The following is a 15,192-nucleotide window of genomic DNA, read 5'->3' on the forward strand; positions in this document are numbered from 1 at the left end:
AATTAGTGCTCGCCATGTCCCGACGGCTTTCGGACCGTCATCTCGACATTTGGCTTATTCATTGCCGGCATCGATTGACCACCAGCGTTGGTGCTGCGCTCAGGCTCGGGCAGTGCGCCGGTCCATTCGTACGCTACAGTCCCCGCTGGATGCTTGTACCAGCCAGGGTCCGAGTAGTCGCCGCGCTTTTGGTCCTTGCGGACCTTCAATACGGTAAACATGCCCCCCATCTCAACGCCGCCAAACGGGCCTTCCCCCATCATCATGGGCAACGTGTTCTCAGGAATCGGCATTTCCATACCACCCATCGAACCGCCTTTGTCCCCCATGACCATGTAGTCGGGCACAATCTTATTAATCTTCTCGGCCACCCCCCGGTGATCCACACCTATCATCGTTGGAACGTCGTGCCCCATCGCATTCATGGTATGGTGGGATTTGTGACAGTGGAAAGCCCAATCGCCCAAATCAGTGGCGACGAATTCGATGGCCCGCATCTGGCCCACCGCGATGTCTGTAGTGACTTCAGGCCAGCGAGATGCGGGTGGTGTCCATCCGCCGTCGGTGCCGGTGACGACGAACTCGTGCCCATGCAAGTGGATTGGGTGATTTGTCATCGTCAGGTTGCCAACACGGATGCGCACCTTATCGCCTTGCCGTACGGGCATGGAATCGATGCCGGGGAAGACCCGACTGTTGAAGGTCCACAAATTAAAATCCAGCATCGTGTTGATTTTTGGCGTGTAGCTTCCAGGCTCCACGTCATACGCATTCAGAAGAAAAACGAAGTCGCGGTCTACCGCATGCAGCGACGGGTCTTTAGGGTGGGTAACCCAAAAACCCATCATCCCCATTGCCATCTGTGCCATCTCGTCAGCGTGCGGGTGATACATGAACGTGCCTGGACGCTTTGCGACGAATTCGTAAACGAAGGTTTTTCCAGGCGCGATGCCGGGCTGGGTGAGACCCGTGACCCCGTCCATGCCGTTCGGTAGCCGCTGACCGTGCCAATGCACGCTCGTGTGCTCAGGAAGTTTATTGGTCACGAATATGCGGACGCGGTCCCCCTCAACGACCTCAATGGTGGGCCCAGGAGACTGGCCGTTATAGCCCCAGAGATTAGCCTTCATGCCCGGCGCAAGCTCGCGTACTACCGGTTCGGCGACCAGATGAAACTCTTTTACCCCGCTGTTCATCCGCCATGGAAGCGACCAGCCGTTTAATGTCACAACCGGATTGAATGGACGGCCATTCGGCGGTGGCGGCGGAACTTGCGTATTCGCGTTGTTCATTAACATCGCTTCAGGCAGCGTTGCCGCGCCTGCCTTGCTCACCGCTGCGGCGCTGACTGCAACCGCGCCCGCACCTTTGAAAAAGTCTCTACGTGAAATCATGGCATGGTCCTTGTGTCGGTATTGCTCCCGCCATTGATGGCGGTTTGCAGCTTGGTTTCAGCTATCCAAAAATCGCGCTGCGTTTCGATAGCGGTGTTCACGCTCATGAGCTGCTCACGCGAATCGGCCAAGAGTTCAAATACGCTGGCCAGCATGCCGTTGTAGCGAAGGAGTACTTCGTCGGAAATTTTCTTACGAAGCGGGACGACGTCGTCACGATAGTGGCGCGCGATGTCGTAGGTGGTGCGGTAAGACGAGTAGGCTTCCCGAACCTCCGAACGAGCACGCACTGCGGTGTCGGTTGTCCGGTGCACTGACTGCATGTACAACGCCTCTGCGCGGGCCACCTTGGCGCCGCCCCAGTCGAAGACGGGGAGCTCCAGAGAAACCTGGTATCCGTTCTCCCGCGGCAGACCAGTGGTGCTCTTGTTTGCATAGCCAGCGTCGAAGACATTGATAAACGCCGTCGTCTTAGTCAATCCGAGCGCCGATGCCGTCGCCTCGGTGTCTCGACGAGCCGCCAGAACGTCCAGACGCTGCGACATCGCCTGAGCTTCAGCATTGTTCATCTGTTGCGGCTGAGACGGCAGGTCCGGCAGCCTGTCCGGAAGGGTAAATTCTTGTTGCGCCCCCCAAAGCCCCAGCAAGCGAATAAGCTGTTCGCGGCTTGCGATCGCCTCGTGCCTGGTCCGGGCTAGTTGAGTCATCGCATCCTGATAAAAGGCACGCTCACGGGCCTGGTCAAGCTTGCTCCAGTTACCCACCTTGGCCATGCTTTCAGCCAGTTCCGACGATGCCTCAGCTGCACCACGTACCTGTTCCGCGAACGCCGCAGATTGGGCCGCGGCGACTGCGGTGAAGTAGGCACGACGCGTGTCGGCAGCCAACTGCACGGCCTGCGCGGCAGCTTGCAGCTTGGCTTGCTCAAAACGCCCATGCTCAATGCGTGTACGGGCCGGAAGAGTCAACAGGCCCGCGATGTCGAACACGACACTACGGTCGATTTCTGCGTCGCCTCCGCCACTTACGCGGCCAAAACTAAAGCTCGGATTACGCATACGGCTAGCCTGGACAAAGTCGGCTTCCGCCACACCCAGCTCAGCGAAGGAAACCTTCAAAGCAGCATTATTGAGCAATGCAATTTGAACCGATGACTCGGCTGTCAGAGGCTTAGCCAGCAATGCCTGAATTTCGGCATCACTATTGCTACTATCTTTTTTGAAGTGTGCCGCTTGGCCAATTCGACTTTGCGTAAGGGAGGATACGTCATTTAAGCCGCCATCGGACGACACGCTCGCACATCCTGCGAGGAGGATGGCCGACAGTCCGACAGCGGTGCGACCAAGCATTGGCGTATAAAGTCGTCGCATATTATTGCCCTTTCTTATTCATGCTGTGTCCTTTATGCGGGTCAGCAACAGGGGGCACAGCTGGCTTAGCCGAGTCTGCTGGCGCGGGCGCCATCTGCATTGAAGAATCCTCATGCGAGCCATGCGCAGACTGACCTGAGACCTCTTGGTTAGCCGCAATCCAGACCTTGTCTGGTGTGATTTGTGGCTCTACGGCCGGCTTGTAGTCAGCGTAGGCGGATTGATACTTTGGTGGTGGCACCGCAGCACTGGCATCCGACACAGCCGTCGAAATTCGAACGGGTTCTGCGTGAATGACCAACGGCGCGGCGCCAGCCACTGCTAAAAGCAGTAGATGTAGGCGTTTCATGATTGTCCTCAAAAATGTACTGGCACCTGGGCGCATCGACCCGAGGTAGTGCGAACGTTAGCCCGCGACTTCAGCTGTATTTTCAGGAGTAAAGGCGAGGCGGACGCTCGAGGGTGGCGGGGATGTACGCTGTCATCGCAGGCTCAACTGCGGCACTAACGAAGGTAGAAAAAGTCGCCCGCAAAATTTCAGACGGGAAGGCTGGCGGCACAGCAGCACCTACGCAGCAGCTCGCGCAATGACTGCATTTTCCGTGAAGGCTTCCTCCGTGGTCCGAGTCGCCCCCGTCGCAATGCTCATGATGCGACTCGGCATGCGACTCGCCGCCACTCACGTCAGCGTGATGGGAAGTTGAGCTGATGTGTCCGGCTCCGATATCGCACGACATGAAAGCAACGGCTCCCCCTTGCAACGGGAGGGTTGCTATCAAAAGCCAGAGCAGGTAACGGACAAATATGCGCATAAGATTAGAAATGGTACCTCAGACATCCGACAAATGCCACGTTTGCTTACACTACACCTTCCCACTGGAGGAAGGTCAAGCGAATTTGACCTGACAGCAAAGCTGTTACATCAGCCTTGCAACAACCCATACATACTGATTTAATTGCAGGGTTTCAACATTTCATAATTATTTCTGGAGACCATATGCGCCATCTCATTACGCTGCTCGTTTTTTCCACCATCAGTGCTCCTCTCTTCGCCGCGACTCCAACGGAGACCGTGGCAGAATTCCACGAGGCACTCAGCGCCGGAAAACCCGAGCAAGTCAGCGCGCTACTCAGCCCGGAGGTTCAAATCTTCGAGTCCGGCTATGTCGAGCGCTCCCGTGAAGAATATACCGGCCACCATCTCAAGGGAGATATCGAGTTCGCAAAAACGACGAAAAATAAAGTGCTCAAACACAGTGAACGCGTCGAAGGCAATTTGGCGGTCGTGATGCAAGAAACGGAAACGACCGGAAAATACAAAGGTAATAGTGTCCATCACTTCGGCACGGAGACCGCCGTCCTTGAGAAACAAGGCGACAAATGGGTTATTGTTCACATCCATTGGTCATCGCGCAAATCGAAATAAATCCATAGGTCGGCGTGTGTCACCGACCTCCGCTTAGTTTCGGTAGAGAGGGTTTGGTGCCACGTACACCCGCACGCCATCTACATTCACATCTGCGGGTGCAATGTCGGCGAGGTTGAAACTACCGCTCGGGCGGAGGGTATCGAACTGCCAGGTGAACGACTTGCCGCCCACCTCGAAAGTAACGACATCGCCCTGGTCCACGTTAACGCTCTGGATCCCTGTAGTGATAGCCACGGTACGCGTTGCGGCGGCGGCCTGAGCGGCGCTGCCGAGCGCTGCATTCGAGTGGGCCTGATCTTGGTGTGCCAACGCGGCCAGTGGGGCCAAGGCGACTACGACGAGAACGGCTGCGAATTTGCTTTTGATGGATTGCATGATTAATTCCTTCTCTTGGGTTAAAGGTGCTGCATTTGTGAAGCCGATGAAGCTATTCTAAGGATGCTACCCGCACACCCGAATGACCCGAGCATTACATTTACATTACAGCCGGCATAGTGAAATACTGGTTGACCGCCGTCGCTAATTTCATCTCGCGCGGTACCGCATGCTAATTGCGCGTACCTCTTTCACTTTAGATTTATCGGAGTCCCTTTGAATTTCGACGTTTCAGCACCTACGCTTAAGGAGCAGCAGCTTCTTATCGAACAATGGAAAGCCGACCCAGCAGCCACCTATCGCAGCTGGTTCCTTTGGGAAGAGCGTCTGAAGAATTTTCGCTCTATACGACGGGGCCTCCATGCCGTCGTAAAGGAGATTCGCGACGACACCTTCGGCAGTGCTTATCGAGGCTCGTCATTGGAGACAGTGGTTCACTCCATCGCAGAGCAGCGCCAAATCTTCAAGGGTGCGGACCATGCGTTCCTTTGGAAGCCTAAACTTCGCATTCCCGACATCTACGAGGACCGCGGCAATCAGATGGCCTTTGCCCAATTTCTCGATACCTGCCTTTGCTGCAATACCGATGCGGAGGTCGTGGAGGCAGTTCGCAAGCTTGATTCACATCAAATAAAGGGTTTAGGTCCGGCCTGCGCTAATCTGCTTTATTTTTTGCACCCTACAGTTGTTCCACCAAACAATACCGCTATCGTCAAGGGCTTTAACGCCTTCTTCGGGGCCAACGTAAAACTCGGCCGATGGAACGAATATCTGGCAATGCGAGAGCGCGTCATCGGTTTCAATACGACACACCGCAAATGGCTGTCCAACGACTTGGGCGCGGTCGCCGGTTTCCTGTTCGATATCGGCTCAGGCCGTTACTCGCTCGGCGCCCCCAGCGCGATCGCGTTCGACTGGGAAGCGGACCTCGCGAGAGTGCACGAGGAAACCGCAGCCGCGCACAAGGCGCGCCTGGCGGCGAGCGAAAACGATCATACTCACACGCAGGTGCAGGGCTGGCTCCGGGATCTGGGATTGGCCCTGGGCTTCAAGGTCTGGATTGCCAACAACGACAAGGGCCGCGCCTATGGCGACGGACGTCTGGGCGATGGATGCGTGACCGAACTGCCGGCGCCTGTCCGCGCCAGCGGCGCCCTCGACATGGTGGCGCTCATCGACGTGCTCTGGCTCGATGCGGCGTCCGGCAATATCAGCATGGCGTTCGAAGTCGAACACAGCACGAGCATCTACTCCGGTATCGTCCGGATGCTCGACCTGGCATTGGGCGTGCCTGAACATGAAGGCGCAACCTTCTTTCTGGTGGCGCCCGACGCCCGCGAAGCCGATGTGCGGTCTCAGTTCGCCAGGCCGGCGTTCTCACGCGTAAAAGAACTCAACGTCCGCTATATCGGCTATGGCGAACTGGCCCGGCACCGCGAGGCGATTGGCAGGTTCGGAGATGGTGAGAAGGCGATCCTCGCGATTTCCAAGCCACTGGCATGCTAGGGACGCCGGGACGGGAACCATAGCGAAAAGCGCGTGAGACCATGCCGCTCGCTGGTCACGCTTGCTGCGCCGCCGTGCAGCGCCATGATGGATTTAACGATCGCCAGTCCAAGGCCTGCGGAACTGGATTTCGCCGAGCGAGAAGGATCTGACCGGTAGAAGCGGTCAAACAATCGTGGCAAATGCGCCGGTTCGATGCCGGCTCCCGGGTTGGTCACCGATATGGTCACGCCATCGGCAACTTGGGCTGCGGTCAGCGAGATGACTCCGCCCGAAGGCGTATAGCGCACCGCGTTTGCGACCAGGTTGTTGACGGCCCTGCGCAACAAATGGGCGTCGGCCCATACCTCGCCAACGGCATTGATCTCCAGCGCGATATTCGCGTCGGACATGACACCGTCAAAATACTCCGCGACCATCTCCAGCTCTCTTTTTACGTCGAGCAGTTCGGTGCCGACGGTGATCTGGTCATGGTCGGCCCGCGCCAGAAACAGCATGCTTTCTACCATTCTGGCCAGCCGGCCGAATTCCTCGTAGTTCGACGACAACAGGTTCTGGTACTCCTCACTATCACGCGGTTGGGAGAACACCACCTCGGTCTGCACCATCAAATTATTCAAGGGTGTGCGCAAGTCGTGTGCAAGGTCATCGGCAAATTGGGACAGGTTGCTAAAACTGCTCTGCAAGCGGTCCAGCACTGCATTAAAGGAATCAGCCAGCAGGCGTAGCTCGGCCGGCGCCGTTTGCGCGTGCAGTCGTATGGTCAGGTTGTGCGCCGTCACCTGTTGCGCTTGCGCGGCCAGCGCGCGCACCTTCGACAGGCCCCGGTAGACAAGCAAATAGCCCAGCGCGGCCGTCAATACGGCGCCGGCGATCGCGGCCGCCCAGACCTTCAGGCGGTATTCCCCCAGCACGGCGAGTCGCTCATGGGCAGTCCGTGCCAGAGCGACATGCACCACTTCGTCACTGGCGCCAATCCGGCCCGCGGCATTCAGCACGCGCAGCCTGGCGCCGTTAGCCAATGCTTGTGCGCGTGTATCGGCGGGCGAAGGCGTTGACCCGGCCGCTATCTCGGCGGTGGATCGCGCGAACGAGCGCTCGGTGGTGTTTTGCGCCAGCACCTGTCCGTCCTTGGCCTGGATGACCAGCAGCAAGCCACGGCTGACATCAACCGCATCGAGAAAGCGGTGCGGCTCAAGACGGATCGACCCTGCGCTCGCGGTTTCTTCCAGCAGATGCCTGATCTGCAACATGCGCTCGACCAGATCTGCGTCATCCCTGTCCTGCAGCTGTATGGCCAGTGCTTGGTAAAGATAAAATCCAACCGCCGAGAAAACCATGACCGCCACCACGGCAAACAGTGCGCCGAGCTGGGCGGTGAGGGAATAACTGCGCTTAGTCATCCGCGATCTTCCAGAACGTATCCCATGCTGCGAATCGTATGTATCAGCTTGACATCGTAGGGATCGTCGATTTTGGCGCGCAACCGGCGTACGGCCACGTCGACGACATTGGTGTCACTGTCAAAATTCATGTCCCAGACCTGGGACGCGATTAGCGGCCGGGATAGCACCTGCCCGACCCGCTTGGACATCAGGTGCAGAAGCGCGAACTCTTTTGCCGTCAGATCAATTCGTTGCCCTGAACGGGTGACACGGCGTTTTGGCACGTCGATCTCGAGATCGGCAATCTGGAACACGTCTGGCTCCCTGATGGGGCCTCGCCGCAGCAGCGTGCGTATCCGGACCAGCAATTCCGCGAAAGCAAAAGGCTTCACCAGATAATCATCGGCGCCCAGCTCCAGCCCTTTGATACGCTCATTGAGCGCGTCGCGGGCGGTCAGGAACAGCACCGGTGTTTCCACCGTCTTGCGAAGCTCCGTCACGATTTGCCAGCCATCCATGCCAGGCAGCATCACATCGAGTACGATCAGATCATAATGGGCGTTGGTCGCTGCATGCAGCCCTTCCGGCCCGGTCTTGGCCCAATCCACGACGAAACCGGATTCCGTCAGACCTTTCTGTATGTACTCGCCGGCCTTCTGTTCATCCTCCACCACGAGCAAGCGCATATCACCCCTTTGCAGTAAAAACATCGGGGAATCCCCCCGTTGGGGGAGTGTACCGCAGCAAAGTGACGCCAACGTGGCGGCGGGATTACAACTTTGTCAGAAACCGCCCGTCATTGCATGGCCAGCTTTGCGCGGAAAAAAACTATGTAGGAGGATGGGCTGGAACCGTAAACCGCATCGAGTGTCGAGGGCGCCCAATGTTTGCTCACGAGCGCACCCGCCCCAAACTTCACCGTTCCCGCACTAAACAGGTCCGGTACAAAACCCACGCTCAGCTTTCTGACATTGAACACTTGTTACCACCAACGACGCTGCGACTACGGTCTATCTAATTCTTGCACAAGATGGACCATGCTGTACTCCATCCGGTCCTTCGCGAACGAGACTGATGCATCGAGATAGCGTAGAGCCGACTTGATGTCCCGCCACCCCACATATTCCATGAGGCTCTTTACATCCCAGCCATCGGACGCCGCCCAATTCGCGAAGCCGCGGCGCAGCGAATGGCCGCTGTATGCGCCAGCCGCAGCCAGGCCGCCATTTTTCAGCATCGCCCGCAACAGCGGAGCGATGCTGTCAATATGCAGTCCATTTTCACGTACATGGCCCCAGCGGTCGATGGCGCGATAGACTGGACCGGCGGTCAACTGCGCGACGCCGATCCAGTCCAGGTAGGCCTCGACCGGGCAAAGCCGCGACAACGCGGGCGCGCAGAACGTACTGCCGAGATTTTGCCGATCGCCCTTGGTCCGACCTAGGAAGCAGCTGATGCCTTCGCCGGCGTTGGCCGCCACATGCTCGACGCGAAGCCGGCTCAGTTCGTCGCTACGAAATCCTCGCCAGAACCCGAGCAGGATCAGTGACTTGTCCCGCAGACTACGCAGCTCGGCGGCGCGATCGTTCCCGCGTCGAGCGGCGTTGACAGCGCGATCAAGCGCGCCAACGACGCGTTCCAGTTCATCGAGTTGCAGGGGCTTTGCCTGCTTCTCCTGCGCTGGATGCAGCGCGCGGATGCCGCGCATGGCTTGACGGACGATGGGCGCCTTGGTCGGGTCAGGAAACCCCTGTGCGGTGTGCCACTGGGCGAGCGCCGCCAGGCGCTGCCTTAGCGTGCTGACGGCCAGCGTATCGGCGTACTCCGCTAGGTAGCGGGCCACGCCGTCGGCGGTGGCGGGCAGCATGCCTTTCCATTGCACTTCGAAGTGCTCGATGGCGGCGCGATAGCTCTGACGGGTGTTGTCCCGCGTCGCCGCTTCGATGTATTGATCGAGTTTTGACATGGCGTCAGTGTCTTACCTTCGCCCGGATATAGTTGAATATCGTTCGGGTTGCATTGGCCGCCAAATGGGCTTCAGGTTCGCCCAGCAGGTCATCGGAGGGGTGCGCGATGCTGCCGTTGTTGCGCAGGGAGTTGATGGCGTCGATCGCGTTCGCAAACCCATGCAGAACGCGCACCAGGTCGTTGTCATACGAGCCCAGGTCCTTGAGTATTGGGTGTGCCGTGCGCAAGACCTTGAACAGCGCGGTCAACGAGGCATCGTCGGCCACCGTGATGCCGCTTTCAATGCACAGGCTTCGAAAATAGCCGTGCAGCGCCGTGTGCAGGCGGTCGACCGCGCTGACTGGGCCGCTAATACGCATCAGATGCTCGGCATCATTGAGTGCAAGCAGTACCACGTCGCCGCTCGAGAGGCTGGAGGGCGCCTCGGTATGTACACTTTGAATATTCGTGCGCACAAAAATCGACAGGTTCGGGATCTCCGCCAGCAGCTGGCTGGTCAGCTTGGGATGGTTGATGAGCTGGTCAACAACGTCCCAGCCTTCGCGGGAAAATCTCTCAAGCGCCTGCAGGACGCAGTCACCGTAATCAGGGTCCCGCCAATGCAAACTGCGCAGTAGGCGGTCATGACGCTGGATGAAGTCGGATTCCCCGGACAAATACCCGAACTCACGCCAGTCTTCCGTCGTGAATTCGCTGACGATCGCCTTCCTGAGCGCGAGGATCAGCGCACCGCGTTTTTTTGAATCCAGGGTGTATTCGTCGAGCGTCACTATCCGTATCTCCACAGCAAAGCATCAATGTAGCTGGCCAACCGCGAAATTTCAGGGAGGGCGCCTAAAAACGGCATATTGTGAGTATCACACCGGATAAACCTACTTTATCCGATGTAAAATTTAAACGCAAATCACCTTGAAGCAGATACCAATATAGTATGTAATAACGTGGTATGTAACATGTTATCTTATTTCATCCTAAGGAGACCCCATGGCGCGGAGCGGACTATACAAATCGGATGTACAAAAGGCGCGTGACGCCCTCATCGCGCAGGGTATAAACCCGTCGGTGGACGCCGTTCGCGTGGCGCTGGGGAACACCGGATCCAAAACCACCATTCACAAATACCTCAAGGAACTGGAATCTGAGGATGGTGGCGCCGGCGGCAAGCGCGCCTCGGTCAGCGAAGCTTTACAGGACCTGGTAGAGCGACTGGTCGTGCGATTGCAGGAGGAGGCTGAGGAACGGGTGGCGGCGGTCCGCGTCGATTCCGATGCGAAGGCGGCCGAGCATGTGGCGGCGCTGCAAGCTGCCCAGAACGAAAATTCGCAGCTGCGGGCCCGCGCGCTGGAACTGGAGGCGGCCCTGCAGGAACAAGCTCTGGCACTGGTGGCCAGCCAAGCCGATCATCAAAGGGAATCGACCATGCGCCAGGTCGCCGAACAGCAGGTGTCGGACCTACAGCAGCGCCTGGCCGAGAATGAGGCGCACCGCCAATCGCTGGAGGAAAAACACCAACACGCGCGCCAAGCGCTGGAGCACTATCGTCAGTCGATAAAGGAGCAGAGGGAAGCCGACATCCGGCGCCACGAACAGCAGATCCAGGGGTTCTCTTGATTGTGCTGCACTCCACGACGTTAGCAACACCCTTTAACCACGGGCGCCGTTTGTCAGGAGCCCTAAAATCCGCATAAAAATCAGATAGTTGCTGTTTGTTGAGGAAATGCCTGTATGATTGCCAAGTATTGTTCTTTCGATAAGGAACGTTATGGATCACTGGCACGCCCCTTACCTTGGCCTCAGTACGATTCCCTCCGAGCTCAACGAGTTCGAGCTCAATACCTTCTTTACCTTCTCCCCCAGCGAACGCCGTGTCATTGACGGGCGGCGCCAGCCACTCTACCGCCTCGCCGTCGCGCTACATATCGGATTCATCCGTATGACGGGCTGCACGCTCGACGCCTACAAACAGATCCCCCATGTGCTCTGGACGCACCTTGGCAAACACATCGGCGTTACCTCGCCCGAAATCGGTACTTTACGCTCACTGTACGACGACAATCCAAGGATGCTGTTTGACCATCAAAAAGTCGGCTACGAGGCGCTACGATTTGAAACCATGAGCGAGCACCGGCGCCGCTACCTGGTGCGTTGGCTGAAGGAACTCATGATGGGGCGGCCAGACACCTCGACCCTGCTCATGCAGGTGAAGACCTGGCTCTATCAGCACCGTATCCTCATCGTGCATGACCGCGAGCTGAAGCGCCTGATCCAGTCAGCGATTCAGGCCCACGAAGGGAAGCTGGAGCAAGCCCTTTCCGCCCAGCTGGGTGACGCGACGATTTCAAACTGGGCGACCCAGCTTTCAAAACCAGATGATGAGCATGGCAGCCTTCAGGAGTGGATGTGGGCGGTTCCACTGCGGCACTCAACCGGCCAGATGAAGGAACTGTTCCAGAAGATCGATCGGCTGTATGGATTGAAGGTGGCAACGGCATGGCCGGACGAAGTCAATGAAGCGCTGGTGCGGCATTATGCCCGGCGCTGTGCCAACCGGGCGCCCTCAGTCAGCAAGCGGGTGCGGCCTTTGGCGCGCAAGCTGGAGACCTCCTGCTTTATGCGCTACGCACTGTGCTCGACCACCGACCAACTGTTATCGATGTTCCGCCGCTGGCTGAAAGAAATCACGAATGACGCTGGGCGGCAGGTCGATGCGGTGCGGCCGGACATGCAGAAGATGCTTTACGACTTCGTCGCCTCCATTGAGGCCTGTGCGTCCGATCAGTCCCTTGACCTGCCTGGGCTGCGCGAGAAGCTGGCCGAATTGATCGCTGACATTCGGAATCGCAAACCGCCGAGCCGCGCCAGCTTAATCCGCCTTCAACTACTGACGAAAGGTGCGCAGGCGCGTGCCATGTTATCCAAGCTGGTCGAACTGCCATTCCAATCGGAGGCCCAGCACCCGGTCATCGACGCGATTAGCCTCCTGCGCGAGATCTATAGCAAGTCCGGTCAGGCCGTCTTGCCAGATGACACCGACATCAAGGTGGGGCGCGTATGGAATGAATTCGTCCACGGTGAGGACCGGGTCAACGCCTTATATGCCTTTGAGTGGGGAACCATGTCCGCGTTGCGCATGGCGCTGCGCAACGGCTCTGTCTTTGTCGACCATAGCTTCTCGTTCCGCAGCCGTGCCACCTTGCTGATCCCGCCCGAGGAATGGAAAGCAAAGCGCAATCACTACTATGGCCACCTCGGCTGGCCGCAAGATCCGAAGGAGTTTCTGGCGCCGAAAGTCGAGCTGCTGGACCTGGGCCTGGAGCGCCTGCGGGACGCCTGCCTGATGGGGGAAGTCAACATTGACCAGCGTGGTGTCCACACGGAGCCGCTGACGGCCGATCGTGAGGAAAAGCACATCGACACCATTCGCAAGGCCTTATACGAAGGACGCCCGCTGGGCCAGCTCCCCGAAATCATCCTGCAGATCGACAGCCAGGTTCGCTTTTCATGGCTTTTGTTGGGCCGCGAGCCGCGTTCGCGCAGTGAGTTGCTCTTGGTCTACGCGGCGGTGCTGGCCCACGGCACGTCCTTAAGCGCTGCGGACATTTCTCGCATGATCCCGGAGTTATCGGCATCAGCGATTCGATCGATGATGAAGCGCACTGCCGACGAACGCAAATTGCGCGAAGCGTCTGATGCCGTGCTGCAGTTCATGCACCGCCATCCGATCGCCGCGCACTGGGGACGGGGCGATCTGGCGTCGAGCGACATGATGAGCCTGGAAACGACCCGCACCATCTGGCAAGCCCGCGCTGACCCGCGCCGGCGTACTGCGTCCATCGGAATCTACTCACACAAGAAGGATGGATGGGGCATCATCCACGACCAGCCGATCCTACTTAAAGAGCGCCAGGCCGGCGCGGCAATCGAGGGCGCGGTGCGGCAGAGCGCCACGGAAGACGTGGCGCAACTGGCAGTCGATACTCACGGCTACACGGACTTTGCCATGGGCGTCGCGAAGTGCCTGCATTTTGACCTCTGCCCCGTGCTGGAACACATGCGCGACCGCCTGCTGCACGTTCCCGTCGGCCATATGGTGCCCGGAGAAGTGACGCTCGCCACCGTCGGCGACATCGACTTGTCGAAGATCGAGGCGGTGTACGACGAATTCATCCGCGTGGTCGCGTCCATTCACAGCGGCCGGTGTACTGCGGTGCAGGCCCTGCAGCGATTCGGATCTTCCGCGCGCGGCCAGGACGTCTATGATGGCGGCGTACACCTGGGCCGGCTCCTGCGCTCCATCTTCCTGATCGACTACTTTACGAACACGATATTCCGGCGTGAATTGCGCCATGCCTTAAATCGTGGCGAGGCGGTGCACGTACTCTACCGTGCGATCCACACTGGAAAAATCCCCAGTGAGCTGGCCAAGCGCCATGACACCATGGCGGCCGTCTCGTCCAGCCTATCACTGCTGGCCAATGCCCTGATGGCGTGGAATACCATGCACATGCAAGGCGCAAAGGAACATATCGAAAAGGTGGGAGGCGAAGAGCTGTTCTCGGATGACTTGCGCCGGATCGCCCCCACCAACCTGGAGGGCATCAACTTGCGCGGCACCTTCGACTTCCCCCTGGCGCAGTACGCAGCGCGCATCCTGCCCAGCACCGCCGAAGCTGCAGCACCGGCACGGCGGGCCGCAACCGGATGAGACGGGCTCCAGAGACGTTAGCCGATACCTTAGAGTGAAAGGCCAGCTCTGCCGGCGGGCGCCGGACCAAGCTTGTCTGGATGGGGCTTTTCCGCTAGCCTCCTCCCATGAAAACTGCTGCCACGCCACAACCAGCGATTCTGGTTCGCCCCCGCATTTAGATTGGCGCCGACATATCCATCGGCCTAGGGAAAATCGACTTGCTGCGGCGAATTGATGAGACACGTTCAATCGCAGCGGCGGCACGGGTGAGTAGCCAGTAAGAGATTCCCTATGAGCATTCCAGACCTGCCCAATATCAAGACCGAGCTGCTCGACATTCCGACGATCGATAAGCTGGCCCCAGTCGGCGACATGAACCATCCACCGCGCATCCTGATGCTGTACGGTTCCTTGCGCGAGCGTTCATTCAGTCGCTTCCTGACCGAGGAAGCAGCACGCATCCTGGAGCACATGGGCGCCGAGGTAAAAATTTTCAATCCGATGGAGCTGCCGATGGTCGGCAGTGTGCCGGAGGATCACCCCAAGGTGGCGGAGCTTCGGGAGCTGTGCCTATGGTCCGAGGGCCAGGTCTGGTGTAGCCCAGAGCGCCACGGCGCCGTGACGGCTGTGATGAAGAACCAGATCGACTGGATACCGTTGGAGATGGGAGCGATTCGCCCCAGCCAGGGGCGCACGCTGGCTGTGATGCAGGTTTGTGGCGGCTCGCAGTCCTTCAACGTTGTCAACACACTGCGCCTGCTGGGCCGCTGGATGCGCATGTTTACCATTCCGAACCAATCGTCGGTACCGATGGCATATAAGGAGTTCGATGAAGCTGGCCGTATGCGCCAGTCCGGCTACTACGACCGTGTGGTGGATGTTATGGAGGAGCTGTTCAAAATGACGCTGCTGCTGCGTGGGCGCACAGATTACCTGACAAACCGCTACAGCGAACGTAACGAGCAACAGACTAAGGCTATTAACGCTGCCATCAAACGCCTCTAGGGAGGCGGGTTGCGTCGTGAATTGGCGGATATCTGGCCGGAAACCATGTTCTGATTGGCGAGAAATGGAGTTT

At 58.4% G+C, this 15,192-nt stretch carries 12 protein-coding genes and 1 pseudogene; 5 read left to right on the forward strand and 8 right to left on the reverse strand.

Going from position 1 to position 15,192, the window contains the following annotated elements; translation table 11 throughout:
- Nucleotides 1-2: 2 nt before the first annotated feature.
- The 3 genes from GTP90_RS00130 to GTP90_RS00140 are packed head-to-tail and all read right to left on the reverse strand — an operon-like array spanning nt 3 to nt 3,113.
- The gene (locus tag GTP90_RS00130; protein WP_161081545.1) at nt 3-1,394 is read right to left on the reverse strand and encodes a multicopper oxidase family protein; all 1,392 of its coding nucleotides are present in this window, start codon (nt 1,392-1,394) and stop codon (nt 3-5) included.
- Nucleotides 1,391-2,764 carry a TolC family protein gene (locus tag GTP90_RS00135; RefSeq protein ID WP_161081546.1) on the reverse strand — a complete coding sequence of 458 codons (1,374 nt, stop codon included), beginning with the start codon at nt 2,762-2,764 and terminating at the stop codon, nt 1,391-1,393. Before GTP90_RS00135 ends, GTP90_RS00130 begins: the two co-directional genes overlap by 4 nt.
- 1 nt (nt 2,765) lies before the next feature.
- A complete protein-coding gene (locus tag GTP90_RS00140) occupies nt 2,766-3,113 on the reverse strand; it encodes a hypothetical protein (RefSeq protein ID WP_161081547.1) in 348 nt (115 codons plus the stop codon).
- Nucleotides 3,114-3,761: 648 nt separating this feature from the next.
- Between GTP90_RS00140 and GTP90_RS00145 the strand changes: the two genes are divergently transcribed.
- Nucleotides 3,762-4,190, forward strand: a complete 429-nt coding sequence (locus tag GTP90_RS00145) for a YybH family protein (protein ID WP_161081548.1) — start codon at nt 3,762-3,764, stop codon at nt 4,188-4,190.
- Nucleotides 4,191-4,223: 33 nt separating this feature from the next.
- On the opposite strand, the gene GTP90_RS00150 is transcribed toward GTP90_RS00145, so the two are convergent.
- Entirely contained in the window at nt 4,224-4,568 is a 345-nt protein-coding gene (locus tag GTP90_RS00150; protein ID WP_161081549.1) for a CzcE family metal-binding protein, read from the reverse strand.
- Nucleotides 4,569-4,784: 216 nt separating this feature from the next.
- On the opposite strand from GTP90_RS00150, the gene GTP90_RS00155 reads away from it, so the two are divergent.
- Nucleotides 4,785-6,074 carry a type II restriction enzyme NmeDI-related protein gene (locus GTP90_RS00155; protein ID WP_161081550.1) on the forward strand — a complete coding sequence of 430 codons (1,290 nt, stop codon included), beginning with the start codon at nt 4,785-4,787 and terminating at the stop codon, nt 6,072-6,074.
- On the opposite strand, the gene GTP90_RS00160 is transcribed toward GTP90_RS00155, so the two are convergent.
- The 4 genes from GTP90_RS00160 to GTP90_RS00175 form a co-directional block, all read right to left on the reverse strand.
- A complete protein-coding gene (locus GTP90_RS00160; RefSeq protein WP_161081551.1) occupies nt 6,071-7,477 on the reverse strand; it encodes a heavy metal sensor histidine kinase in 1,407 nt (468 codons plus the stop codon). The two genes, GTP90_RS00155 and GTP90_RS00160, sit on opposite strands and share 4 nt — an antisense overlap.
- Nucleotides 7,474-8,145 carry a heavy metal response regulator transcription factor gene (locus tag GTP90_RS00165; protein WP_161082085.1) on the reverse strand — a complete coding sequence of 224 codons (672 nt, stop codon included), beginning with the start codon at nt 8,143-8,145 and terminating at the stop codon, nt 7,474-7,476. The genes GTP90_RS00160 and GTP90_RS00165 overlap by 4 nt, the downstream gene beginning before the upstream one ends.
- A 317-nt stretch (nt 8,146-8,462) precedes the next feature.
- Complete coding sequence (locus GTP90_RS00170; RefSeq protein WP_161081552.1) at nt 8,463-9,425, reverse strand: tyrosine-type recombinase/integrase; 963 nt, start codon at nt 9,423-9,425, stop codon at nt 8,463-8,465.
- Between the two features lie 4 nt (nt 9,426-9,429).
- Nucleotides 9,430-10,197 (reverse strand): abortive infection family protein, encoded by a 768-nt coding sequence (locus GTP90_RS00175; RefSeq protein WP_161081553.1) that lies wholly within the window; start codon nt 10,195-10,197, stop codon nt 9,430-9,432.
- 214 nt (nt 10,198-10,411) lie between these two features.
- Here GTP90_RS00175 and GTP90_RS00180 point away from each other — a divergent pair.
- From GTP90_RS00180 to arsH, 3 genes and pseudogenes are all read left to right on the forward strand, one after another.
- Nucleotides 10,412-11,026 (forward strand): annotated as a pseudogene (locus GTP90_RS00180) (DNA-binding protein); the annotation flags it as partial.
- A 163-nt stretch (nt 11,027-11,189) separates the two neighbouring features.
- Nucleotides 11,190-14,132 (forward strand): Tn3 family transposase, encoded by a 2,943-nt coding sequence (locus GTP90_RS00185; RefSeq protein WP_161081555.1) that lies wholly within the window; start codon nt 11,190-11,192, stop codon nt 14,130-14,132.
- Nucleotides 14,133-14,405: 273 nt separating this feature from the next.
- Complete coding sequence (gene arsH, locus GTP90_RS00190) at nt 14,406-15,119, forward strand: arsenical resistance protein ArsH (RefSeq protein ID WP_161081556.1); 714 nt, start codon at nt 14,406-14,408, stop codon at nt 15,117-15,119.
- Nucleotides 15,120-15,192 lie beyond the last annotated feature (73 nt).

Source organism: Duganella vulcania (genome assembly GCF_009857655.1).
Lineage (GTDB): Bacteria > Pseudomonadota > Gammaproteobacteria > Burkholderiales > Burkholderiaceae_D > Rugamonas > Rugamonas vulcania.

Excerpts from the sequence above, each read along its gene's own strand:
- GTP90_RS00170 (WP_161081552.1), bottom strand. The coding sequence starts at position 9,425 with ATGTCAAAACTCGATCAATACATCGAAGCGGCGACGCGGGACAACACC.
- GTP90_RS00145 (WP_161081548.1), top strand. The coding sequence starts at position 3,762 with ATGCGCCATCTCATTACGCTGCTCGTTTTTTCCACCATCAGTGCTCCT.
- GTP90_RS00135 (WP_161081546.1), bottom strand. The coding sequence starts at position 2,764 with ATGCGACGACTTTATACGCCAATGCTTGGTCGCACCGCTGTCGGACTG.
- GTP90_RS00130 (WP_161081545.1), bottom strand. The coding sequence starts at position 1,394 with ATGATTTCACGTAGAGACTTTTTCAAAGGTGCGGGCGCGGTTGCAGTC.
- GTP90_RS00165 (WP_161082085.1), bottom strand. The coding sequence starts at position 8,145 with ATGCGCTTGCTCGTGGTGGAGGATGAACAGAAGGCCGGCGAGTACATA.
- GTP90_RS00160 (WP_161081551.1), bottom strand. The coding sequence starts at position 7,477 with ATGACTAAGCGCAGTTATTCCCTCACCGCCCAGCTCGGCGCACTGTTT.
- GTP90_RS00185 (WP_161081555.1), top strand. The coding sequence starts at position 11,190 with ATGGATCACTGGCACGCCCCTTACCTTGGCCTCAGTACGATTCCCTCC.
- GTP90_RS00150 (WP_161081549.1), bottom strand. The coding sequence starts at position 4,568 with ATGCAATCCATCAAAAGCAAATTCGCAGCCGTTCTCGTCGTAGTCGCC.
- GTP90_RS00140 (WP_161081547.1), bottom strand. The coding sequence starts at position 3,113 with ATGAAACGCCTACATCTACTGCTTTTAGCAGTGGCTGGCGCCGCGCCG.
- arsH (WP_161081556.1), top strand. The coding sequence starts at position 14,406 with ATGAGCATTCCAGACCTGCCCAATATCAAGACCGAGCTGCTCGACATT.